The 21,952-nt window shown below is 43.6% G+C and carries 21 protein-coding genes; 7 read left to right on the top strand and 14 right to left on the bottom strand.

The window, feature by feature from the left end; all coding sequences use genetic code 11:
* Window positions 1-298 precede the first annotated feature (298 nt).
* The 6 genes from ABMY42_RS19135 to pstS all read right to left on the bottom strand — a co-directional run bounded on the left by ABMY42_RS19135 (window position 299) and on the right by pstS (window position 5,786).
* Window positions 299-790, bottom strand: coding sequence for a DM13 domain-containing protein (locus ABMY42_RS19135; protein ID WP_005452792.1), 492 nt, complete (start codon window positions 788-790; stop codon window positions 299-301).
* A 425-nt stretch (window positions 791-1,215) separates the two neighbouring features.
* Window positions 1,216-1,941 (bottom strand): SDR family oxidoreductase, encoded by a 726-nt coding sequence (locus ABMY42_RS19130; protein WP_274886653.1) that lies wholly within the window; start codon window positions 1,939-1,941, stop codon window positions 1,216-1,218.
* A gap of 139 nt (window positions 1,942-2,080) precedes the next feature.
* The gene (pstB, locus tag ABMY42_RS19125; RefSeq protein WP_349266649.1) at window positions 2,081-2,938 is read right to left on the bottom strand and encodes a phosphate ABC transporter ATP-binding protein PstB; all 858 of its coding nucleotides are present in this window, start codon (window positions 2,936-2,938) and stop codon (window positions 2,081-2,083) included.
* Window positions 2,935-3,771 (bottom strand): phosphate ABC transporter permease PstA, encoded by an 837-nt coding sequence (gene pstA / locus ABMY42_RS19120; protein ID WP_005452801.1) that lies wholly within the window; start codon window positions 3,769-3,771, stop codon window positions 2,935-2,937. The genes pstB and pstA overlap by 4 nt, the downstream gene beginning before the upstream one ends.
* Window positions 3,768-4,697, bottom strand: a complete 930-nt coding sequence (gene pstC, locus ABMY42_RS19115; protein WP_009697019.1) for a phosphate ABC transporter permease subunit PstC — start codon at window positions 4,695-4,697, stop codon at window positions 3,768-3,770. Before pstC ends, pstA begins: the two co-directional genes overlap by 4 nt.
* 54 nt (window positions 4,698-4,751) lie before the next feature.
* A complete protein-coding gene (pstS, locus tag ABMY42_RS19110) occupies window positions 4,752-5,786 on the bottom strand; it encodes a phosphate ABC transporter substrate-binding protein PstS (protein ID WP_033008317.1) in 1,035 nt (344 codons plus the stop codon).
* Window positions 5,787-6,164: 378 nt separating this feature from the next.
* On the opposite strand from pstS, the gene ABMY42_RS19105 reads away from it, so the two are divergent.
* The gene (locus tag ABMY42_RS19105; protein WP_101959933.1) at window positions 6,165-7,559 is read left to right on the top strand and encodes a HAMP domain-containing sensor histidine kinase; all 1,395 of its coding nucleotides are present in this window, start codon (window positions 6,165-6,167) and stop codon (window positions 7,557-7,559) included.
* Window positions 7,556-8,185, top strand: coding sequence for a response regulator (locus tag ABMY42_RS19100; RefSeq protein WP_005452815.1), 630 nt, complete (start codon window positions 7,556-7,558; stop codon window positions 8,183-8,185). The genes ABMY42_RS19105 and ABMY42_RS19100 overlap by 4 nt, the downstream gene beginning before the upstream one ends.
* A 117-nt stretch (window positions 8,186-8,302) precedes the next feature.
* On the opposite strand, the gene ABMY42_RS19095 is transcribed toward ABMY42_RS19100, so the two are convergent.
* From ABMY42_RS19095 to ABMY42_RS19060, 8 genes are all read right to left on the bottom strand, one after another.
* Window positions 8,303-8,860 (bottom strand): sugar O-acetyltransferase, encoded by a 558-nt coding sequence (locus ABMY42_RS19095; RefSeq protein WP_005452817.1) that lies wholly within the window; start codon window positions 8,858-8,860, stop codon window positions 8,303-8,305.
* Between the two features lie 121 nt (window positions 8,861-8,981).
* Complete coding sequence (locus tag ABMY42_RS19090; RefSeq protein WP_017189575.1) at window positions 8,982-10,322, bottom strand: HlyD family type I secretion periplasmic adaptor subunit; 1,341 nt, start codon at window positions 10,320-10,322, stop codon at window positions 8,982-8,984.
* Window positions 10,297-12,015: a type I secretion system permease/ATPase gene (locus ABMY42_RS19085; RefSeq protein ID WP_349266648.1), complete on the bottom strand. Its 1,719-nt coding sequence runs from the start codon at window positions 12,013-12,015 to the stop codon at window positions 10,297-10,299. Before ABMY42_RS19085 ends, ABMY42_RS19090 begins: the two co-directional genes overlap by 26 nt.
* A gap of 59 nt (window positions 12,016-12,074) precedes the next feature.
* Entirely contained in the window at window positions 12,075-12,656 is a 582-nt protein-coding gene (locus tag ABMY42_RS19080) for a calcium-binding protein (protein WP_050938413.1), read from the bottom strand.
* Window positions 12,657-12,862: 206 nt separating this feature from the next.
* Window positions 12,863-13,519: a LuxR C-terminal-related transcriptional regulator gene (locus tag ABMY42_RS19075; protein ID WP_017189577.1), complete on the bottom strand. Its 657-nt coding sequence runs from the start codon at window positions 13,517-13,519 to the stop codon at window positions 12,863-12,865.
* 230 nt (window positions 13,520-13,749) lie between these two features.
* Window positions 13,750-14,418 (bottom strand): LuxR C-terminal-related transcriptional regulator, encoded by a 669-nt coding sequence (locus tag ABMY42_RS19070; protein WP_005452827.1) that lies wholly within the window; start codon window positions 14,416-14,418, stop codon window positions 13,750-13,752.
* Between the two features lie 177 nt (window positions 14,419-14,595).
* Window positions 14,596-14,796 carry a hypothetical protein gene (locus ABMY42_RS19065; protein WP_005452830.1) on the bottom strand — a complete coding sequence of 67 codons (201 nt, stop codon included), beginning with the start codon at window positions 14,794-14,796 and terminating at the stop codon, window positions 14,596-14,598.
* A 58-nt stretch (window positions 14,797-14,854) separates the two neighbouring features.
* Window positions 14,855-16,771, bottom strand: a complete 1,917-nt coding sequence (locus ABMY42_RS19060) for a methyl-accepting chemotaxis protein (RefSeq protein WP_349266647.1) — start codon at window positions 16,769-16,771, stop codon at window positions 14,855-14,857.
* A 317-nt stretch (window positions 16,772-17,088) separates the two neighbouring features.
* On the opposite strand from ABMY42_RS19060, the gene ABMY42_RS19055 reads away from it, so the two are divergent.
* The 5 genes from ABMY42_RS19055 to ABMY42_RS19035 form a co-directional block, all read left to right on the top strand.
* Complete coding sequence (locus tag ABMY42_RS19055; RefSeq protein WP_005452840.1) at window positions 17,089-18,045, top strand: MoxR family ATPase; 957 nt, start codon at window positions 17,089-17,091, stop codon at window positions 18,043-18,045.
* A gap of 14 nt (window positions 18,046-18,059) precedes the next feature.
* Window positions 18,060-18,986, top strand: a complete 927-nt coding sequence (locus tag ABMY42_RS19050; protein ID WP_005452842.1) for a DUF58 domain-containing protein — start codon at window positions 18,060-18,062, stop codon at window positions 18,984-18,986.
* A gap of 40 nt (window positions 18,987-19,026) precedes the next feature.
* The gene (locus ABMY42_RS19045) at window positions 19,027-19,503 is read left to right on the top strand and encodes a DUF4381 domain-containing protein (protein ID WP_005452844.1); all 477 of its coding nucleotides are present in this window, start codon (window positions 19,027-19,029) and stop codon (window positions 19,501-19,503) included.
* Complete coding sequence (locus ABMY42_RS19040; protein WP_005452846.1) at window positions 19,496-20,500, top strand: VWA domain-containing protein; 1,005 nt, start codon at window positions 19,496-19,498, stop codon at window positions 20,498-20,500. The genes ABMY42_RS19045 and ABMY42_RS19040 overlap by 8 nt, the downstream gene beginning before the upstream one ends.
* The coding region (locus ABMY42_RS19035) for a VWA domain-containing protein (protein WP_349266646.1) at window positions 20,493-21,952 on the top strand (1,460 nt) is incomplete at its 3' end. The genes ABMY42_RS19040 and ABMY42_RS19035, both read left to right, overlap by 8 nt.

The raw sequence follows: 21,952 nt of genomic DNA, 5'->3' as shown, positions 1-21,952 counted from the left end.
TAACTGATTACTTCCCCATTTTCATAAGCAGTTCCTGATGTGGGACTAAACGATATTTCAATTTCCCCCGCGGCCATCGCTTGGGCGGAAACTAAAAACATCAAAAAGAATAAAGCGAGATAACGTTGAATCACTGGCACAATACTTTTCCGACTCATACAAAATATTAATCATTTATTGATTTATGACAGGACAGCGCCCCGTCAAAATACAGGCGTCGAGATACTGGCGACAGAAACGCTCCTTTTGTCACGTTTCTGTCAGTTATTATTCGACATGAGTTAAAATTGTTTGGGTATTAGCTCTGATTCATTTTTGCGACAGATTTGAGCTGTGCAGACGTAATAAATTCACCAAAGGTTTCACACCAAACAATGACTGACGTGTAGTTATCTAAGGGCAGATCTTGAGGAAGAGTGACCATAAAACGGTCAAATGTTTTCACCTCTCCCACCTTCACCATTTGTGACTTCAAGCGATTAAAATCCGCCTCGGTTTCAACAAACGTTGGTGAGAGATACAGCTTATAATCCGGTCCGGGAGCTAATTCTCCTTGAAAAGCAATCGTATCTTCAGTGACCCATAGATCCCCTTCTCCCCAATGAAGAAAGTCACTATCTGTTCGATTTCGCTCGAACATGCCACGGTAGAGAACACCTTCCGAAGAGTTAGACACAACCGAAACATCTGGTGAATCAGGTTGGATAAGAATAGGCAGTGCATAAATACCCGCAGCAAAACCCGCCACTGCAAACAAGATGTGGCTCACAAGCAATAAAATCCATTTCATCGTTATACCTAGCTTTAACTAACAAGACGTCAATATCAAAGTTAGTTCATAAATCCATTTAAAACAGAGCATTACTACAAACTCAGAAATTTCCTATATAGTTTTAAGGGCAATATCACAATTTCGGTGATAATTTCCCCAACCCATCGTCTTTTTAAAAAGTATGTCACTGTTTTTTAATATATGAGTCCTAACCCGAAGCACGAAAAATAGATATCGTCGCCACTGGTTTTAGAGTGTATCGAAGCAGAGGAATTATCATTCGGCATCTTTTGCGCAAAGAGTTTTTTAAATGCCTATTTCAAACGGTGAAAATGAATGTACTCAAAAACAGGGGGGGAGAATAAAGAGGAAAGTAAACGACTACCGATAAAATAATAAGAAGTACTCTACTGAAGAGCACTTCTGTACCCAAGAAAGTAAGCTTAATCAATCAAACTGTCTTGATAGATCATTTTCTTACTCATTCCACCATCGACAACCAAGTTGTGTCCATTAATAAAGTCATTCTCTGGATGAGATAAGAACAAACACGCATTTACAATATCTTTTGCCTTACCTACTCGACCCGATGGATGCTGCTGATGGTCAAAGCTATCTAAATCTTCATACCCTTCAACTTGTATCCAACCAGGGCTTACAGCATTAACGGTAATGGGAGTATCAGACAGAGAAATCGCCATGGATTGAGTCATCGAAACTAAGCCTCCTTTAGATGCACCATACGCATCCCAACCAGCTTCATTTTGATTCCAACGTGTCGAGGCAATGTTGACAATTCTTCCAAAAGATTGAGCACGGTTTAATGCAATAAATCGACGTGAACACGCAAACGCCCCTTTGAGATTGACATCAATGACTCGAGAGAATTCTTCAAAAGTCAGTTGTTCAACAGGTTTGTTAAAGTTAGCGATTGCACCGTTGTTGATCAGAATATCAACCTTACCGTGTGCACGTTGGATCTCATCAAAAGCGAGCTCAATCTGCGTAGGCTGCCCTAGATCGACGTGATAAAACTCGACGTTCGGATTTTGGTTTACGGCAATATCAAACACAATGACCTTCGCTTGTTGGTCTAAATAAGCCTGCGCGAGATACTTACCAATACCTTGGCTGCCGCCTGTAATAACCACCACTTTGTTTTTGTACATACTGCGTTCTTAATTGTTTGAGATGACATTGTTTGAGATGACCTTAATTCTAGAGTGTCAGAGCATTAAAAAATAGGCACGATCCTCGCGAAACCGTGCCTAAAACGTGCTGACTAATCAGCGCTATTGTTGTTATTCGTTATCCAAAGTCCCCTGAGATATAACGTTTAGTACGGTCGTTGTCTGGGTGATGGAAAATTTTTTCAGTCTTACCAAATTCTTCGAGCTTTCCTAGATACATAAAACCCGTGTAATCGGAGATGCGCATCGCTTGCTGCATGTTGTGCGTTACGATAACGATGGTGTACTTCTCACGCAGCTCTGTTATCAGAGTTTCAATGGCGGCGGTGGCAATAGGATCCAGCGCGGAAGTTGGCTCATCCATTAAAATAACCTCTGGCTCTAGCGCAATCGTTCGAGCAATACATAAGCGCTGCTGCTGACCACCTGATAAACCATTCGCATCTGCATCTAGCTTATCTTTCACCTCTTCCCACAAGTGCGCACGCTTTAGTGCAGACTCGACACGCTCTCTAACTTCGGCTTTGCTAAATGCACCTTGTATCTTCAATCCAAATGCCATGTTTTCGTATATCGACATGGGAAATGGCGTTGGTTTTTGGAAAACCATGCCCACTTTGGAACGCAGTTCATTGACGTCCGTATTGCTAAAGATGCTCTCACCATCAAGTAAGATTTCGCCTTCAGCGTACTGATGCCCATACAAGTCATATATACGATTTAACGTACGAAGCAGTGTAGACTTACCGCAGCCCGATGGACCAATCAGTGCCGTCACTCGGTTTTTATAGATTGGCATTGATACGGATTTCAACGCTGCATCAGAGCCTTTGTTGTAGTAAAAATTTAAGTTTTGAATGTCCATACGATGAGTCAAACTTGCTGAGACATCGTTGGCGCTAACACTGTTTACCAAAGTATTCATAATGGATTCATTCATGCTTGCTCTGACTGGATTTAATGTTGCCGTGTTCATGCTCTTCTCGCTTTTAATAATTGCGGCAACGACGTCGCCAGTACGTTAACAATCAAAATAAAACTGGTGATAATCAATGCGCCAGCCCATGCCAGCTCTTGCCATGAGCTGTAAGGGCTCATAGCAAATTGGTATATCGTCACTGGTAAGTTTGCCATCGGTTTGCTCATGTCGGTCGTCATAAAGCTACTGTTTAACGCAGTAAACAAAAGCGGTGCCGTCTCCCCAGAAATACGAGCGATGGATAAAAGAATGGCAGTGATAATCCCCGGAGCTGCGGCGCGGTAACTAAGTTGGGTGATCACTCGCCATTTAGGCGCCCCTACACCGCTTCCCGCTTCTTTCAACGTTGGCGGAACCAAACGTAGCATCTCTTCCGTTGAAGCAACGATCACTGGTAGTGCGAGAACGGCTAATGCGATGGCACCTGCCCATCCAGAATAACCGCCTGTCGGTACCACAATCATGGCGTAGACAAACAACCCGACCAAGATAGAGGGAGCACTCATTAACATACCGTTAAGAAAGCGCAGCGATTCGGCCACTGTGTTTTCTTTATCGGCTTCTGCCAACCACGTGCCCGCAAGAACCCCAATCGGTGCAGCAATCAGAATGCCCAAGCCAGTCAGCATTAAGCTCCCCACAATGGCATTTTTTAAGCCACCTTCACTGCCCGGACCAGGCGTTAACTCGGTGAAGATAGCGAAGCTCAGGCCCTTTATTCCTTCACCAATCAAGGTGTATAAGATGCTCGCGAGAACGAAGACACCGAACGCTGCCGACAAAGTGCAAAATGTTAGAAAGCTAAAGTTCTTTAATTTTCTGCTATTCATGATGACTTCCTTAACAAACGACGAGCAAAACCCATCACAAAGAAAGTGATAAGAAACAACACCACTCCCAGACCAATTAACGATGCGATATGGATTGGATCTGTTGCCTCGTTAAATTGCTGAGCAATCGTCGAAGAAATGGAGCTTGCTGGCATAAAGAATGAAAATTCAATACGGCTCGCACCACCAATAACAAAGGCGACAGCCATGGTTTCACCGAGAGCGCGACCGAGACCTAAAATGCCAGCACTCACTGTTGCATTCTTAACTTTAGGGATAAGCACCTTAGTGATGACTTCAAATGGTGTCGCTCCCGTTCCATATGCTGCTTCACGGAGGACATCCGGAATGGATTTCAATGCGTCACGCGTTAAAGAAGTCATGATAGGCAGAATCATAAATGACAAGATGATCCCCGCCGCCAATAAGCCTATCCCAATCGGCGGACCATTAAACCAACCACCTACCAAAGGGATATCGACCAAATGCACACCGGCCCACATTTGGAAACCTTCAGAAAACCAAGGAACGAAGACAAACAGTCCCCACATACCGTAGATGATACTTGGTACAGCAGCAAGCAGTTCAATGGCTTTACTTACTGGTTGACTCAACCATTTAGGAGCTAACTCAGCAAGGAATACAGCCGTACCTAACGCAATCGGTGCAGCAATAACAATAGCGATGAAAGAAGTAACCAGCGTGCCATAAATTGCTGAGGCAGCGCCAAATTGACCGTTAATGGGATCCCAAATATCTCTAAAAATGAAGCCTGGACCAAATTCCTTAAAGGCTGGCCAACCACCTTCAATAAGAGATAATAAAATACCAATTAAAGTTACAAAAATTAATAAAGCACTAGCAAAACTCAGCTTATTAAAAACCGAATCGCCGTTCACTTTACTTTTAATAGCTAAAGTAGTCATAATATTTTATATAGTAGCCTGATAAATATATTACTTATCAGGCTACTTGATTAATTATTGAATAATCGTGTGACCGTTAGATTTCAAACCCTCTTTCCAAGTCTCATTAACCATGTTAACGACTTTATTTGGCATTGGGATGTAATCCAACTCTTCTGCAAGTTGACCTTGCTTATAGCTCCATTCAAAGAATTTCACGATTTCTTTCGCTTTGTTCGCATCCGCCTGCTCTTTATGCATAAGAATAAACGTCGCTGCTGTCATTGGCCATGAGTTTGCACCCGGTTGGTCGTTTAACAATAAGTGGTAACCCGGAGCATTATCCCAATCAGCATTGGCAGCTGCAGATTGGAAAGTGTCCATGCCTGGGTTTAGAAACTTGCCATCTTTAGATTGCATTTGTGTATAGGCGAGATCATTTTGCTTAGCAAAGGCATACTCTACATACCCAATGGCTCCTCGGGTACGGTTAACAAAGTTTGCTACACCGGCATTGCCATTCCCGCCAATGGTTGTTGCTTTTTTCGGCCATGTAATGTCTTTGCCAACACCAATAGACTTATGCCATTCGGGGCTTACACGGTCGAGGTAGTCCGTAAAATTGTAGGTGGTGCCAGAACCATCTGAACGGTGGACAACATAGATAGGTTGATTAGGTAGGTCGACACCTTTATTGAGTGCGACAATCGCAGGATCATTCCAGTTTTTGATGTTACCAAGGAAAATATCTGCGAGAACTTTACCTGTTAGTTTCACCTCTCCAGCATCAATACCAGGAATGTTCACCACAGGAACAATTGCCCCCATCACCATTGGAAACTGAATCATGCCCTCTTTGTTCAGCTCCTCGATAGTCAGTGGCGCGTCAGTCGCACCAAAGTCCACTGTGTTTGCTGTAATCTGGCGAATACCACCACCAGAACCAATAGCTTGGTAGTTAATCTGAACACCCGTTTCCTTCTGGTATTGCTCAGCCCATTTCGCATAAATTGGATGAGGGAATGTCGCACCAGCGCCGTTGATCGTTGTTTTAGCAGCAACGCCAAATGATGCTGCAACCAGAACTGAAGACACTAGAGCTGATTTCATAAATTTCACAATATATCTCCGATATAATTTAGTGAGAAATTTGGGCTAATTAAAAACCAATATTTAATTAGCCCTGTTAGTTTTAGTGTTCAAGTAAAACTAGGTATTGAAATAAATAAACAGTCAATCGGTACTAATCAATCGACGCGTTGAGATTAAAAATTTAATATGACAGTTTTATTAAAGAAATAAGTTAAACAGCTCAGTGTGAATAACAATTATCTCCCGCAAATAATTTATGATAAGAAAAATTCACAAACATCATATGAAATCTATATAGATAGGGTTGTTTCTAAGGAAATATGTATGCAATGCAAAATAATAAGATTGCAAATTTTAAATATTGATGAAGGGTAAGGAGTCCTTTAGACTCAAATGATGGATATGTTACTCATCTTCAAAATTTACCTCTTCTATGGCTTAGCTTTCTTCGCCATCTTTTTTGCGATTCTGTTTCGAGATCTACGCAAAAGTCGCATTGCTATTGCTTCTGCTCTGCCCATTCTGGCTTTATTTGGTTTCATCCACGGCTTCCATGAATGGTCCGAACTTTACTTGGTGATGTATGAACACGAATTTACCCTGACTAAAGGCATAGAGACTTTCAAAGTATTTAAGCTCTTGTTCTCATTCATTGCTCTCGGGGCTTTCGCTTGGAAGATGCTAGATCTGACCAGTTGGAAGAAGGTCAAGTACATCAAATACGCCGCGATTGCGGTTCTGGTTCTATTTATCGTTAGCTTGGTTTACCGCTTCGGCAACAAAGAATACGCCATTTATGTCCATAACACCGCTAACCAAGTACGCTGGATTTTTGGTTTAGGCTCTGGAGTCATCTCTGGCCTAGCCATGATGAGCTACGCCAATATTCTTGAAAAAGAAGGTCATGGCGCTTCACTGCCTTTTAAGCTGACGGGGCTTTCTCTCGTTGCTTATGGCATTGCCGCAGGCGCACTGACGGTCGATTTAGGACTTTGGGTGCTGATCGTTAGAATGGTGTGTGCGCTCTCTATCTTGTGCACTCTTTGGATTGCCCTCAGGGTATTTGACGATGAAAAGAACAAGCAGCTTGAAAGTCATATCCAACTCTCTCAACAAGACGCTAAATTAAAAGAACTTGGTGAACTGACCTCAGCGGTTGCACATGAGATTAAAACACCACTCTCCAGCGCAACCATGAGCTGCGATTTATTGGAAAAGCAGCTGCCGGATAACGAAGCAACTCATCGACAACTGGCCCGAATTCGGCAGGGTCTTGAGCGCGCCGCAGAGATCAGCCACGAAGTACTTAACTACGCTCACCATAAGCCAATACGACGTGAGGTAGTTTCGCTCAAAGAGGTTGTGGAACATGCTTTGTCTCTCAATCAATACCGCTTAGAAGGCTTTATTGTCAGTACATCACTAGACGACAAATTGAGTGTGCGAGGCGATGCGGGCCAGTTAGAAGAAGTGGTAACAAACCTCATCGGCAACGCTATCGATGCAAGCCAAGAACATAAACAGATTTATATCGAAACTTATCAAGACAAACTCGTAGCAACACTCTCAATTTCGGATTGGGGAACAGGGATGCCACAAGACAAAATCGCCAAAGCAAAGACGCCGTTCTACACCACAAAACCTCGGGGAGAAGGTACGGGAATGGGACTGGCTATCAGTAATCAAATTATCTTACAACACGGTGGCGAGCTAAACTTGAGGAACTCGAAGAAGAGTGATCAGGTAACAGGCTTAACAGTTGAAATCCGCTTACCAAGGAACATTGAATGACATTAAAACTCTTACTTGCAGAAGACGATGTAGAATTGAGAGAGGTCCTCGTTGAGGCATTAACCTTGGAATCGTTTGAAGTCATCGCATGTGATAATGCAGAGGATGCGTTAGATATTGCTAGCGAGCAACATTTTGACTTAGCGCTATTCGACGTGGTGATGACTGGGATGACAGGTATTGAAGCTCTCTCCACTTTAAGACGTCAACACCCCAACATTGGTATTATCATCACAACGGCATTTGCTACTGTTGACGTTGCTGTCGACGCCATGAAAAAAGGGGCAGATGAGTTTCTCACTAAGCCTTTTAACCTCGCTGCACTATCGGTCACCTTAAAGCGCGTCCATGCTGAACGCTCACCAAAATCCCCTCTTGATGAAAGAAAGCATGACCAAATCTTTAGTGCGTTATCCAACCCAATTCGCCGCTCGGTAATCAAGCAACTTAAAATCCATCGTAAAATGAAGTTTATGGATCTATGTCGAGTGGTGGGTATTGAGGATCACACCAAGTTTAATTTCCACTTAAAACAGTTGGTCAATAGTGGTTTGGTGATCAAGGAAGACGGTCGTATTTATTCACTGACTGAACAAGGTCAACAAGTACATTCCAGTATGCTTTAGACCTCGAGTGTCTATTTGAACTCAGAATGAGAACCCCAAAAAAGCCGACTCAGAGTCGGCTTTTTGTTTATTTGTACTTTTTGTCTACTTGCGCTTTTTAGTTTATTTACTTCGCCTTTACTGCTCAATAGAACGAATTACTTTGCATGGGTTACCAGCGGCTACAACATTCGCTGGGACATCCTTTGTCACGACACTACCCGCCCCAATAACAGAATTCTCACCGATAGTGACACCAGGGCAAACAATCACACCGCCCCCCAGCCATACATTGTCACCAATCGTAATTGGCGTGCCAAATTCAACGCCTTCTTCCACGCGTCCTCTGACATCGAGAGGGTGACCCGCAGTGTAAATTTGCACGTTAGGAGCAAACAAAACATTGTCCCCAATGTGGACTTCCGCGACATCTAACACCACGCAATTGAAGTTGGCATAGAAGTTTTTACCCACTTTAATGTTTGAGCCGTAGTCGCACCGAAATGGCGGTTCAAGGTACGCCCCTTCAGAATCAGGGATCAATTCATCAATCGCATTTCGCCATTCATCCGTATCAGGAATGCTGTTGTTAATCTTTTGCAGAACCTTTCGGCATTCAATTCGCGCTTGGTAGAGCTCTTGGTCCCAAGCATCGTATGGCTCGCCTGCCAGCATTTTTTCTTTTTCTGTTCTCATCGTTCATCTCACCTAAATAAAAGCGCATCAAAGCACATCACAACGTCGCAAAATGTGACTGGCGTAGTGGATTATTTATTTGTGTAAACACTGTGATGAGATTTCAAACAGAAGCTATCCATCAGTCTTCTCGGAATGCGCGATTCATACTCTCCGTTAATGGTTTAACCAAATAACTTAGGGGTGTTCTCGGTTCAGACAGAATCAACACTTCTGCATTCATACCAGATGTCAGCCTATGCTTCGCAACATCGTCTTGAGACAGCGCAATACGAGCGAGATAAAAGTCATCTTGATTCTGCTCAGATAATTTATCAGCAGAGACGGTTAATACTGTGCCATCTAGCGGTGCAAGTGTTCTTGCATTTAAAGCCGTTAAACGCACTTGAGCATGTTGCCCTGGACTGATCAAATCAATATCTTGAGGGCTTACTCGAGCTTCCACCAACAACTTATCGTCTTGAGGAACCAATTCCAATAAGGTTTCACCAGAGCCGATAACACCTTGCTCGGTAAATACTTGCATATTGACCACTCTGCCAGAGATTGGCGCAACAATGGCAGTACGCGCAACGACGTCTTTCGCCGAACGGTACTCCTCACGAATTGAAACGATCTCTTTCTTAGTGTTACGCAACTCTTCTACGATTTCATTGAGCCGTTCAAGTTTTAGCTCTTCAACTTTAGCTTGGTTCTCATCCAAACGCTTGCTGACGGTGAGAGACTGGCGATCAAGCTGACTTAAGGTGCTTCGTACTTCTGCAGCAAGGCGCTTTAGCTGTAATAAAGCTGACTTACCTGAAAACCCTTTCTGTACCAAAGCTTGATTGCTCGCAATTTCCTCTTCGATAAATTTGAGGCGCTCCCTCTCAATTACTTTGGTTTCCTTAAGGTTATCCAATTCCAAACTCGCGCCGGAAACACTCTGCGCAATGATGTTTAACTTACTGTTAAAAAAGCGTTTTCTTGCCTCAAAAATCTTGTTTTGAACAGACTTTGCTTCGGCAACAATCTCACTGTTCACGAACATTGTTAGATCTTGCGACCAAACAATCTCTGGAAGCTCATCCAACTCTGCATTGAGACGATTTTCTTTTGCGATAGTGTGGATGTACTGACCGCCAACAGAGTCCAGCTTAGCGTTAGCTTGACGCTGCGAGAGCTGAATAAGTAATTGCCCTTTTTCAACCAAGTCGCCTTCTTGAACGTAGAGCTTATCAATAATGCCCCCCTCTAGATGTTGGATCTCTTGTCGTTTGCTCAATACAGAAAGATCACCATAAGCAATAGCTGCACTCTCAAGCTTAGACGTCGCCGCCCAATAACCAAGCCCACCTAAAAATAGCGATAGTGTAAGTACGCCAAGCAAAATGGGACCTTTTAAACGAAGCTCCGAAGATGGCATAAAGCGCACCACCTTTTCAGCAGCTAATTCGTTAACGGTTGGCAGTTGATTGCTCATTTCGCACCCTCGGTATATCTGTTCTCTCTTCACCCATTAAACGCTTAAGAACTTCATCTCTCGCTCCATACAGCTTCACGCGCCCCTCAGCCAAGTAGAGCAATCGGTCCATTTGCCTTAACGTGCTTGGGTTATGGGCAATCACAATCACGGTAGAACCTTGGGATTTAAGGTGAGCAATCAAGCGTTGGTACGCCGCTTCCCCCTCTCCGTCTAAGTTTGCGTTTGCTTCATCAAATACAACGACCGAAGGGTCACCATAAACGGCTCTGGCTAAAGCAATTCGTTGGCGTTCTCCACCCGATAAACCTCGTCCGTTTTCACCGACCATGAAATCATAGCCTTTGTTTTTCTTTAGTATGAGCTCATGACAACCAGCTAGCTGAGCGGCTTGAATCACTTTAGCGGGGTCTTCGTCTTTGAAACGCGCAATATTTTCCCGAATAGTCCCAGGAAACAATTCCACTTCTTGTGCTAAGTAACCGAAATGTGCTCCCCGATCTTCAGAAGCCCATGTAGAGACTTCCATGCCATCTAACGTCACTTTGCCCGCAAGAGGCTTGATATTACCAAGGAGCAATCTAGCAAAGGTCGATTTACCAGTGCCTGAAGGACCAATTACGCCAACAGACACACCGGGAGGGATAGACAGCGTAATGGCAGACAAAACTGGCTCCGTTGCACCAGGGTGGCGGTAGGCTAAACCTGTCAATTCGAAGTGCCCCTTAGGTCGAGGCAAAGGCATATCAGACTCATCGTGTTTGACAATCTTGTCTATTTCAAACAGACGGCTGTAAGCGTTTTTTGCCGACATTGCACTGCGCCAAGTGCCGATCGCTTGCTCCATCGGTGATAGTGCTCGACTCATTAAAATTGAGCTCGCAATCATCGCGCCTGCAGTGATCTCATGCTGGATTACCAACCATGCGCCACCACCTAACAAACAAATTTGTAATGAGCCTCGAACAAACTTGGAGAAATTAGCAAGGTAGATCGATTTACCCGCCACACGCTGCTCCAACTGGTTGGATTCATTCACTCTAGAATACCAACGCTCTAAAAAGGCGTTCATCATGCCCATCGCAATGATTGAGTTTGAGTTTTGAGTCGCGACTTCTGCTTGATTGATATGGGAAATCGAACGAACTTCACTCTCTTGTAAGGTTTTGCGTGTCACAAGCTCATTAATTAACCCCAAACTAAACAGCACAATAGAGCCACCTAGGGCTATGTGACCCAACATAGGGTGCAGCAGATAAACGAATAGAATGAAAACGGGGGTCCAAGGAACATCAAGTAAAGGGTATGGCGCTTGGCTACTTAAAAAGCTTTTGATGTTTTGAATGTCTCTCAGCACTTGAGAGGTGTAGCTTTTACCCGTGTGGGCTTGGTATTGAATACTGCGTTTAAGCATAAATACCGACAGTTTTGAATCTATCCAATAACCGAAGGATTTACTCATTTGAGCGCGAGCAATATCGATAAACGACATGGTTAGTAGCGCTGCAAGTACGATAACCGTTAATAAGAAAAGCGTATCAATGGAATAGGAAGAGATTACACGATTGTACACCTGCAACATGTACAAAGGGATTGAAAGTACTAATAAATTTATAAATAAACTAAAGCCAATCAGCAAACCTGTGAGCGTGCACAGTTTCTGTTTAACTTCTTTGAAAACCGTATTTTGCACGATTACATCCACATATGTTGATACGTGGGCGCTAGTAATCTAGCGCCCAATAGAATGACTTAGATAATGAATAAGTCGCTTCCGTATGACTCGATATCTTCTTGCGTGACGCCAATTAGTTTCACAGTTAAGTCTGCACCGTCCGTGAACACTGCGCTGCCGTTCGCATCGTAAGTAAACGTCAGATCTTCATATGATGTTACTGAATCACTGACGATATGAAGTGAATCTTCACCAATAGTGAAATCAACGACCTTCGCCTCACCATGACCACCAAACTTATCTGTGAAGATAAACTTATCTGCGCCAGTACCACCGATCAGCACATTGTCACCTGAACCAGATAGAAGCGTATCGTCACCGACACCACCGTTAAGCTTGTTGTCACCTAATAGCCCTAGCAATTTGTCATTACCTGTACCTCCGCCCAAGTAATCATTGCCTTCACCAGCCTTCAAAATATCATCTCCGGCACCGCCAATAAGACGATCGTCTCCCGCACCACCTACGACGTAGTCATTGCCGCCGCCCGCAACAAAGGAGTCATTGCCACCAAATCCAACAAAGATGTCGTTGCCGCCATCAAAGTCAGTTTTATAGTTGTCACCTGAATCACCGTTGTGCGTATGATTTATACTCATTATTGTTCCCTCTTGGCTTTATTTTTGAATAGACCTTTTCACGTCTGGACTACGACTCAATTTCAGACATAAAAAGTCTAATAAATAACCTCAAAGGAGCGAGTTTGAATATGGGATGAGATTTAAAGCTGACTCAATTATCAAAAAAATATTAACTCATACTTTCTTCAATATTCTTTATCCAATACAAAGAGTTACTAGTAGTACTAAAGATTTCTTTTTGCCCAACTTGTTGCTTGGGTTCGATTCTTTACTTCAATTTTTCTAAAAATGTTATAAAGATGAGATTTAATTGTATGTTCACTGATAAATAAAGAATCGGCAATTTCCATATTTGAGCCACCTTCTTTCAAAATCTGTAGCACTTGTATTTCTCGTCGGGTTAACTCCACTTCTATAGCTGGCTCAATAATTCGATTCACTTCCTTATCTTTGTAATAAGTAAGTAACTGTTCTAACAGTCGACGTGATAACCAGTTTTCGCCTTTTATAATTGCCTCTAAGCCCTGACATAACTTGTTCATAGAATCATTGGGACCAAAAATCCCTTTCACGAAAGGCCACGCAGCCAACTCTTCTATTTGAAGCTCATGCCCAAGGTTAAGCATTATTGTTCCTAGTACTTTTTCATTATTTTTTAAATAATCTAAAGTTTCAGAAGGAGTATCTATAGAAAAGTCAACAAGTAGAAAATACTTCTCTGGAATAAGTTCGTGGTAACTAGGATTCTTGTTATCAATAATCGTAATCTTGGTTTCGGTATTCTTAGAAAGCATCTCCTTGAAGTTTTCACTCTGTAAACTTTGCTGAGTGATCATTAGGATTTCAGGCTTATCCTTATTGTTTTCCATAATGTTTCTCATACTTTCACTAACGTTTCATTCTAAATTTAATAATTATTAATCAGCACTTGGTCTCATATCTAAGTGCTAGTCGCTAGAGTATGTTTATTTCCTACTTTTTTGAATTGCAATTTCGTTAAAATCATAAACAAAAAAAGTGTTTCTCATAAAAGAAACACTTTTTACATATCAAATATCTATATAAGATCTGACTCGCAAACTAAGGCTAGAAAGGGGAATCCCTATAAGTTTTATACGGCAATCGATAAACCTGAAATGTTTTCTTTAGCCCAAATTAATGCTTGCACTCTGTTTTTTACATCAATCTTCTTGAAAATATTGTGGAGGTGAGTCTTAACAGTATTTTCGCTCACAAATAGTTGCTCTGCGATCTGTTGATTCGAAGCCCCCATAGAAAGGAAGGTGATGATTTGTTGCTCTCTTTTGGTCAAAATTGCGGACACGCTCTTATTAACTGGTCTGCTATGTCTGCGCAGATGGGTGATGTATTGCTGAGAAAACTTACGGCTAAACCACATGTCACCCTGTAATACTTTGCCAATTCCAGCCTGTAATGTGCTGATATCATCCGATGTGTAGAAGATACCCGCGAGTGTCTGCCATACAAATAGCTCTTCCGTTGAAATCGATTTGTCACAATTCAACAGAACTTCAATGGCATCTTTTAGCTCTGCTTTTTTAAACTCCATGTAACGAGAGAAGACTTCATCAGTCATAACACTATAATCGAGTAATATAGCGGAGACTGCTTCCAATGGAATTGTGTGCTTGGTGAGCTTTTCAGGGGCTATCAGAAAGACATTAATACCGAGTTTGGTTTCAAGAACATCTCTCAACAATGAAGACTGCAAGCTATCCTCAGTAATTAAAATTACGTTCCTTATATCTTTGTGCTCCATCTCGTTTGCAGTCCTTAATCATTTTGATTGAAATAAGCAATAGATTTAGGTACAGCGGGAGTATTGTCAAGTATGAAAAAAAGTAGTAACAAGGATTAATCTGTTGATTAATAAATAGATTAATAGGGTGAGTTAAATGGCGGGTATTAAAAAAGGGAGTATAAAACTCCCTCTTTATTAGTGAACTGGCACTGAATTTTTCTGATTGAACTTACCAAAGTATTGCTCAAGAACCTCTGGTGTCAGCTTTCCTTCAGCTTCTAGCTTCTTCAGTTCCGCTACGATTTCTTGTTGTTCTTCAAGAGATGGTAGCTTCACTTCAGGCTCGTCACCGGCTTCTTGTGAGATCAGTTCTAGTTCTTTTTCGAAATCATTCATAGTACTTACCTAAATATCGAGTCGTTAAACTTGTAAACTAGGTCTATTCTATCCAACTCTAGAGCTTGAAGCTACCAACCATCTTATCCAAGCGAGATGACAGTTCTTGTAGATCTCGACTTGCGCCAGCCAACTCTTCTGCCGTCGCAGTGGTCATTTCATTGATAGCGTTAATTTCTTCAATGTTCTGGTTGATGGTATGTACAACGGTTGATTGCTCTTCTGTTGCTGTCGCGACTTGCGTATTTCGATCTGAAATATCGGCGATACGCTCAGAGATATTCATCAGAACATCCACGGCTTCATCTGTTGATGCCACACCTTCAAACGTTACCGCTTTACCCGCTTCCATTGCTGTCACAGCATCTTGAGCATCACTTTGAAGTTGGTTAATCATCTTCTGGATCTCTTCAGTAGAATCAGCAGTACGTGACGCAAGATTACGCACTTCATCCGCTACCACAGCAAAGCCTCGACCTTGCTCACCCGCACGCGCAGCTTCGATCGCAGCGTTAAGCGCAAGTAAGTTGGTTTGCTCAGAGATATCACGAATCACATCCAAAATTGAGCCAATGTCTTTGGTCGTTGTCGCAAGTTGAGTGACCACCATGCTTGTGGTTTCCACATCACCAGCAAGGCGACTGATCACTTCTTTTGCTTGCGTTACGACTTGACGGCCTGTTTGGGTGTTATCAGACGCTTGGTTTGCCGTATCTGCCGCTGTTGCCGCATTAGATGCGATCTCACTGATCGTCGCACCCATTTGGTTGATCGCTGTTACTACCTGAATAGTTTGGTCGCGTTGCTCTTGGCTATTATCGTGCGTAGATGTTGCCTTACTTGAAACACTGTCTGCTGCTTGGCTTAGCGCACCACTGGTTAGCGATACTTCTTTCATGGTAGCGTGGATCTTCTCAATAAAGCCGTTAAAGCCTTTTGATAGCTGAGCGATTTCGTCGTTACCTTTGATTTCAATACGCTGAGCAAGATCACCCTCACCTTCACCGAGGTCAGTGAAGCGGTCAGCGATTTGACGAATTGGGTTAGTAATGCTGTTGGCAAGTAGAACACCCATCGCAATGAAGATCAGCGCCACGATTGCTGTTGTGAACAACATTTTCTCTGCGGTTGCATCCAGATCAGCAAACACTTCATTCACAGGAACCACACCAACAACAAACCAGTCCATTGACGGCACGTATAGGCTCGACACAAACATGTCTTGCCCTTCGAACTCAGTCGTAACTAGATTAAAGTGACCTTTATTTAGCAATTGAGATGCTGCGCCGCCGAACAATTGATTAATAGATGTTTTGTTCTTACCTTGTTGGCGATGGATTTGGATGTCACCTTTACTATTTGTTAGGAACACATAACCCGTTTTCTCAATTTTAAATCCATTAAGTAGCGATACCATGTCATCCATCGACTTAGACAGACCAGACATCGAAATACCGTTTACGTCTTGGTAGTTGGCAAACATTTTCACGTCGCCATTCGCTTCTTGGAATACGCTAACTGACGTATCTTGACCAGAAGAAGTGAACCCAAAGAACCATCCGTCTTGTGAGTGGTTAAGTTGACGCAGGAAACCATTTTGGTTCCAGTAGTAAGCCGTTTGTCGGTTCGCAACGGAAGCGTCGTTCAACTGATATTGGGATTTAACATTGTTAAGCTGTTGAACAAGTAGTGCTTCTACTGATGGGTTACGGTCTGTCGTTGATAAGGCTTCAACGACAAATTCATTAGTAGCAAGTTGTTTTGCCGCTTGTTGCATCTGTACAACTTCGCGGTCAATTTCAGTATTAATTTGCTGCAACATAGCAGGCAGCTCAATGTCGATTAAGCGGTGACTTAGCACCTCACGTGCATGGCGCTGAGCCATCACACCGACAATAATTGTAGAAGCAAGAACGGCAAAAGTAATACCGATGACAACCTTCTGTTTGATACTCAGGGAATTAAGTTTCAACATATCTGGACCTTTAAAAGAATCACTTATTATCTGCATTCTGAACAGAGTAAAACTAGGTGCATATAAGCTTGGTATGCACGGCATGAAATCTATATCGACCTCCCCCTACAAAACTAGAGAAAATTCTCACAAAATTATGCAAATGTGATGTAACAGACTGTCGAGTAAGGTAATTCACGCTTTTCAATGGCTTGCAATCACTTTACTCGCCCCAATATTGAAAAGATAAATTACGCGGACGTACTGGAACTTTTCCCCTTGAGAAAGTGACCAATACTCAAAACAAGAATCATATGGATACCCAGAGAGTCCAAAAAATGCACAAAACAAACTTCGAAACTCTTCAAAGCTACTTAGAGTCTCAGATCATTGGTCAGCATGATCTCGTTAAACAGCTTCTTATTGCTCTACTTGCCGATGGGCACATCTTGGTTGAAGGTCCTCCAGGATTGGCTAAGACTCGTGCGGTTAAGTCTCTGTCGGATTGTGTAGAAGGTGATTTCCACCGAATTCAGTTCACACCTGACTTACTGCCAGCAGACTTGACGGGCACCGATATCTTCCGTCCAGAAACAGGCGAGTTTACCTTCCAGTCTGGTCCAATTTTCAACTCATTGATCCTTGCCGATGAGATCAACCGTGCGCCGGCTAAAGTGCAAGCTGCGATGCTTGAAGCAATGGCTGAGAAGCAAGTGACAGCGGGAAGAAACACCTATGCCCTACCAGAGCTATTTTTGGTGATGGCGACACAAAACCCGATTGAACAAGAAGGTACTTACCCACTTCCAGAAGCGCAGCTCGACCGCTTCTTGTTGCACCTTGATGTAGATTACCCAGATGCAGAGCATGAACTGGCGATCTTGCGCATCAATCGTGGGGAGGCAAAAGGTGAAGCAACGGTTGAGCGTCCAAGCTTAAGTCAAGAAGACATCTTCACTGCGCGTAAAGAAGTACTCAATATCCATATGGCAGATGCGATTGAGCAATACATCGTTCGTCTTGTTATGGCAACTCGACAGCCAAGTGACTACGACTCAGAATTAGCAAAATGGTTGTCTATGGGGGTGAGCCCACGCGCGACAATCGCCCTTGACCGTTGTGCTCGCGCTCATGCATGGCTAGCAGGTCGTGACTTCGTCTCACCAGAAGATGTTCAAGCCATGGCCTACCCTGTGCTACGCCACCGTCTTCTACTTAGCTACCACGCTCAAGCAGAAGGCATTACAGCGAATCAGGTTATCGACAAACTTCTTAGCCTTGTAGGTAGCGCATAACGTAGGTAGGTGACATGTCTGCATCATATACATTGCCACCTCATGCGAATGGGGTGACATTGACCCTAGAAGAGCTGCTTCAATATCGCACTCAATCGGTTCGTTGGTTGCCACCAGCCCAGAGTATTTGGTCACAAATGAGCGGTAATCATACCAGCCGTCAAAAAGGTCGTGGTATGGACTTTATGGAAGTGCGCCAATATCAAGCGGGTGATGATATCCGCAGCATCGATTGGCGAGTTACTGCTCGAACGGGAAAAGCGCACACCAAGTTGTTTGCTGAAGACAAAGAACAAGCGGTGATTTTGTACATCGACTTGAGTCCTAGTATGCACTTCGGATCGCAATACGTGTTGAAATCGGTTCAACTGGCGCACTTCGCTAGCGTCTTGATTTGGCTAACATTAGCCAAGAAAGACCGCATTGGCGCGGTGATTGATGATGGTTCCCAGTGCATTGAGTTCCGCCCTTCCTCTTTACAAAAGCAAGGGCTGAGAATTCTTGACGCGATAGTGAATACTCACAATCAATTACTTACAAATCAACAAGCTGCCAGCACACGCACGTTGCCATACATGAGTGCAATTGAAACGCTGCACAACCTCACTCCGAAAGGCAGTGAACTGATTCTGCTGAGTGATTTTGCTCAAGTTGAAGAGAAAGAGTTGGTTCAACTACGCCGGTTAAAACAACACAACAGTGTTCGTGCAGTGCAGTTTTATGATCCTCTAGAGCGAGGCGAAACTGACTTTAGAGGACAAGCAAAAGCGTCTGATGGACACCGTAGTCAATGGTTTAACTTCGGCTCAAAGGGACAACGTAAGGAATTAGAGTCTCACTTTGTCAAACATCAGCAAGCAATCAAACAACAATGTCATTCTATGGCAATTCCGTTTAATAGCCTATCGAGCGGGTTACCGCTGGTTCAGCAATTAAGCTAATAACAGCAACAACATACAAATCATTCAAGCAGTAGTAATAATGACAACGAATAACCAAAGCCTAAACCTTGAACCTTTGATCCTACCTAATGCACCTGATTGGTTCCCACTCGCTTGGGGATGGTGGGCTGTTTTGGGCGGTGTAATTCTTTCCATCTTAATTGTCGCATTGTACTTAAGGTGGCGTTCAAAGCGTCTTGTTGCAAAGAAGACCGCATTGAAACTGTTAACCAACCCAATAACACCACATACGCCTTCTTCTGCATTAGAGGTTCTTCGTCAAGCAGCTTTGAGTTACTTCCCTCGTGAAGACATCGCGCCATTAACAGGCTCTGCTTGGTACGAGTTTCTTGATAGTTACACCAAAGAAACTCGATTCGTCGACAAACAACAACAGTGGCAAGCGGCGCTGTATCAAAAATCTGGTCAAGAGCAACATCAGGATTTGATTGATGATTGCACTTTCTGGATTTCGACCGCATTGCCACCAAAGAAAAAGGCAAAAACTCGTGACTGAGGCAACTCTCGTTTCGAGCCTTTCTCAGTGGATGAACATTGAGTTTGTCTGGTGGTGGGCACTGCTATTACTGCCCCTACCTTGGATAATTTTTAAGTTCTTCCCTGAAGAGACTCAGCAAGCTGAAATTAAACTGGCGTATTTGCCAGATAATCAGCACAACAGTAAACCAAAGCAACTGGTACAAAAAGCCCTGTCTGTTGGAGTATGGGCTTTATTGGTCATCGCCTGTGCTCGCCCCGTTTGGTATGGCGATCCGGTCGACTTCCAACCCAAGTACCGCGATATGATGTTAGTGGTCGACTTATCTGGCTCAATGCAGAAAGAAGACATGAACTACAATGGCGAATACATCGACCGCCTAACCGCAGTCAAAAAAGTCTTATCCGACTTCGTAGCAAAGCGCCAAGGTGATCGTTTAGGTGTGGTTTTATTCGGTGACCACGCTTATCTGCAAACGCCTTTGACCGCAGATCGCAAAACCGTGATGCAACAAATCAACCAAACCGTAATTGGTTTGGTGGGCAATAGCACCGCGATTGGTGATGGTATCGGTCTAGGAACAAAAACCTTTGTCGATAGTGATGCGCCACAACGTGTCATGATCTTGCTTAGTGACGGGAGCAACACATCGGGAGTTCTCGATCCTATCGAAGCGGCTAAGATTGCCAAAAAATACAATGCCACTATTTACACCGTTGGCGTAGGTGCTGGCGAAATGATGGTGAAAGACTTCTTCATGACGCGGAAAGTAAATACGGCTTCAGATCTTGATGAGCAGACACTGACAAAGATCGCAGAAATGACAGGTGGTCAGTACTTCCGAGCGCGTGATGCTAAAGAACTTGAAAAGATCTACGACACCATTAACCAACTAGAACCAGTCTCTAGTGAAACCCAAACCTGGCGTCCTCAGTCGGAATGGTTCCCTTATCCACTAGGCGCAGCACTTGCACTTTCCGTGTTCTTGTTTGTAGTAAGGAGAAAACATGGCTGAGTTTACTTTCTTACACCCATATTGGTTGCTAGGCTTGCTCGTCGTTCCTGTCGCGCTTGCCCTTAATAGTCAGTACAGAACGAAAAAGTCATCATTAATTGCTCCTCATTTAGCAAAGATGCTTGGTCATTCAGTCAAAACCAAACATTACTTTGCAGTATGGGGAGTGGCTTGGGCAGTAGCATGTATCGCCTTGGCAGGTCCTAGTTGGCAAACCAACACTCGCCCAAGCTTTGAGTTGAGCCAAAATCGAGTGCTAGTTCTGGACATGTCACGCTCTATGTACGCAACGGACGTGAAGCCAAATCGACTGTCACAAACACGCTATAAAGCACTGGATTTACTGCCGAAATGGAAAGAAGGCTCCACTGGTTTGGTCGCCTACGCTGGTGACGCTTATACACTTAGTCCACTCACGACAGACTCCAGCACACTTGCAGGCATTATCGAAAACTTGTCTCCAGAGTTAATGCCCTACCAAGGCTCTAACTTACCATCAGCAATTGAAACAGCAGTGAACCAGTTCACTCAAGCAGGCGTGAGTCAAGGTGATATCGTTCTATTAGCGGACGATTTAGATGACACCGAGCTTTCTCGCTCATTGGCATTGCTTAACGGCAAAAACATCCGTGTGTCAGTACTCGCTATCGGCACAGCAACAGGTGCGCCTATTGCCTTGCCTGACGGTTCATTAATGAAGAACCGACAAGGTAATACTGTAGTAGCCAAAACAAACCTAAAAAACTTGCAAAAGCTAGCAAAGGAAACCGGCGGACTGTTTGTGCCAATTCAGCACAATAACCGTGATGTTGAGAACATCGCAGCCTTTACCAACAACGCTAGCCACAGCCTAGGTGCGAAACAAAGTGACGATGTCAAAACCGATTCTCGCTTGAATGGTGGTTTCTGGTTGCTACCTTTGTTGCTTTTTCCTGCCGCTCTGCTCTTTCGACGCGGCATGATTTGGGTACTCATCGCAACAGTATTGCCAATGACTTGGACGCCGAAAGCAGAAGCTAATGCCTTCCTAAACCAAAATCAGAAAGGTGAGCAGCTCTACCAGCAAGGTGAGTTTGAGAAAGCGCAAAGTACCTTTACCGATCCAAATTGGAAAGGCGCGGCAAGTTATCAAGCGGGCGACTATGAAAGCGCTATTGAAGCATTCTCAAATAACCCAAGTTTGAATGGACGTTATAACCTTGCGAACGCACTTGCCCAAAACGGGCAATTGGAAGATGCAGAAAAACTCTACGAACAGTTAATCAAAGAAAAACCTGACTTTGATGCTGCGAAAAAGAACCTGTCGGTTGTAGAGGAGAAACTGAAACAGCAACAGCAACAGCAACAGCAACAGCAACAGCAACAGCAACAGCAACAGCAACAGCAACAGCAACAGCAACAGCAACAGCAACAGCAACAGCAACAGCAACAGCAACAGCAACAGCAACAGCA

Origin of the sequence: Vibrio sp. SSH13-20 (assembly GCF_040104475.1) — a bacterium.
GTDB lineage: Bacteria > Pseudomonadota > Gammaproteobacteria > Enterobacterales > Vibrionaceae > Vibrio > Vibrio harveyi.
Note: the sequence above shows the minus strand (reverse complement) of the source record. Positions and strands in the feature narration are given on the sequence as shown.

Bases quoted from the DNA above. Each gene is read 5' to 3' on its own strand.
- ABMY42_RS19075 (WP_017189577.1), bottom strand. From the start codon at position 13,519: ATGAGAAACATTATGGAAAACAATAAGGATAAGCCTGAAATCCTAATG.
- ABMY42_RS19045 (WP_005452844.1), top strand. From the start codon at position 19,027: ATGACAACGAATAACCAAAGCCTAAACCTTGAACCTTTGATCCTACCT.
- pstA (WP_005452801.1), bottom strand. From the start codon at position 3,771: ATGAATAGCAGAAAATTAAAGAACTTTAGCTTTCTAACATTTTGCACT.
- ABMY42_RS19060 (WP_349266647.1), bottom strand. From the start codon at position 16,771: ATGTTGAAACTTAATTCCCTGAGTATCAAACAGAAGGTTGTCATCGGT.
- ABMY42_RS19090 (WP_017189575.1), bottom strand. From the start codon at position 10,322: ATGAGCAATCAACTGCCAACCGTTAACGAATTAGCTGCTGAAAAGGTG.
- ABMY42_RS19050 (WP_005452842.1), top strand. From the start codon at position 18,060: ATGTCTGCATCATATACATTGCCACCTCATGCGAATGGGGTGACATTG.
- ABMY42_RS19130 (WP_274886653.1), bottom strand. From the start codon at position 1,941: ATGTACAAAAACAAAGTGGTGGTTATTACAGGCGGCAGCCAAGGTATT.
- ABMY42_RS19135 (WP_005452792.1), bottom strand. From the start codon at position 790: ATGAAATGGATTTTATTGCTTGTGAGCCACATCTTGTTTGCAGTGGCG.
- pstB (WP_349266649.1), bottom strand. From the start codon at position 2,938: ATGAACACGGCAACATTAAATCCAGTCAGAGCAAGCATGAATGAATCC.
- ABMY42_RS19065 (WP_005452830.1), bottom strand. From the start codon at position 14,796: ATGAATGATTTCGAAAAAGAACTAGAACTGATCTCACAAGAAGCCGGT.
- ABMY42_RS19100 (WP_005452815.1), top strand. From the start codon at position 7,556: ATGACATTAAAACTCTTACTTGCAGAAGACGATGTAGAATTGAGAGAG.
- ABMY42_RS19095 (WP_005452817.1), bottom strand. From the start codon at position 8,860: ATGAGAACAGAAAAAGAAAAAATGCTGGCAGGCGAGCCATACGATGCT.
- ABMY42_RS19080 (WP_050938413.1), bottom strand. From the start codon at position 12,656: ATGAGTATAAATCATACGCACAACGGTGATTCAGGTGACAACTATAAA.
- ABMY42_RS19055 (WP_005452840.1), top strand. From the start codon at position 17,089: ATGCACAAAACAAACTTCGAAACTCTTCAAAGCTACTTAGAGTCTCAG.
- ABMY42_RS19105 (WP_101959933.1), top strand. From the start codon at position 6,165: ATGGATATGTTACTCATCTTCAAAATTTACCTCTTCTATGGCTTAGCT.
- pstS (WP_033008317.1), bottom strand. From the start codon at position 5,786: ATGAAATCAGCTCTAGTGTCTTCAGTTCTGGTTGCAGCATCATTTGGC.
- pstC (WP_009697019.1), bottom strand. From the start codon at position 4,697: ATGACTACTTTAGCTATTAAAAGTAAAGTGAACGGCGATTCGGTTTTT.
- ABMY42_RS19070 (WP_005452827.1), bottom strand. From the start codon at position 14,418: ATGGAGCACAAAGATATAAGGAACGTAATTTTAATTACTGAGGATAGC.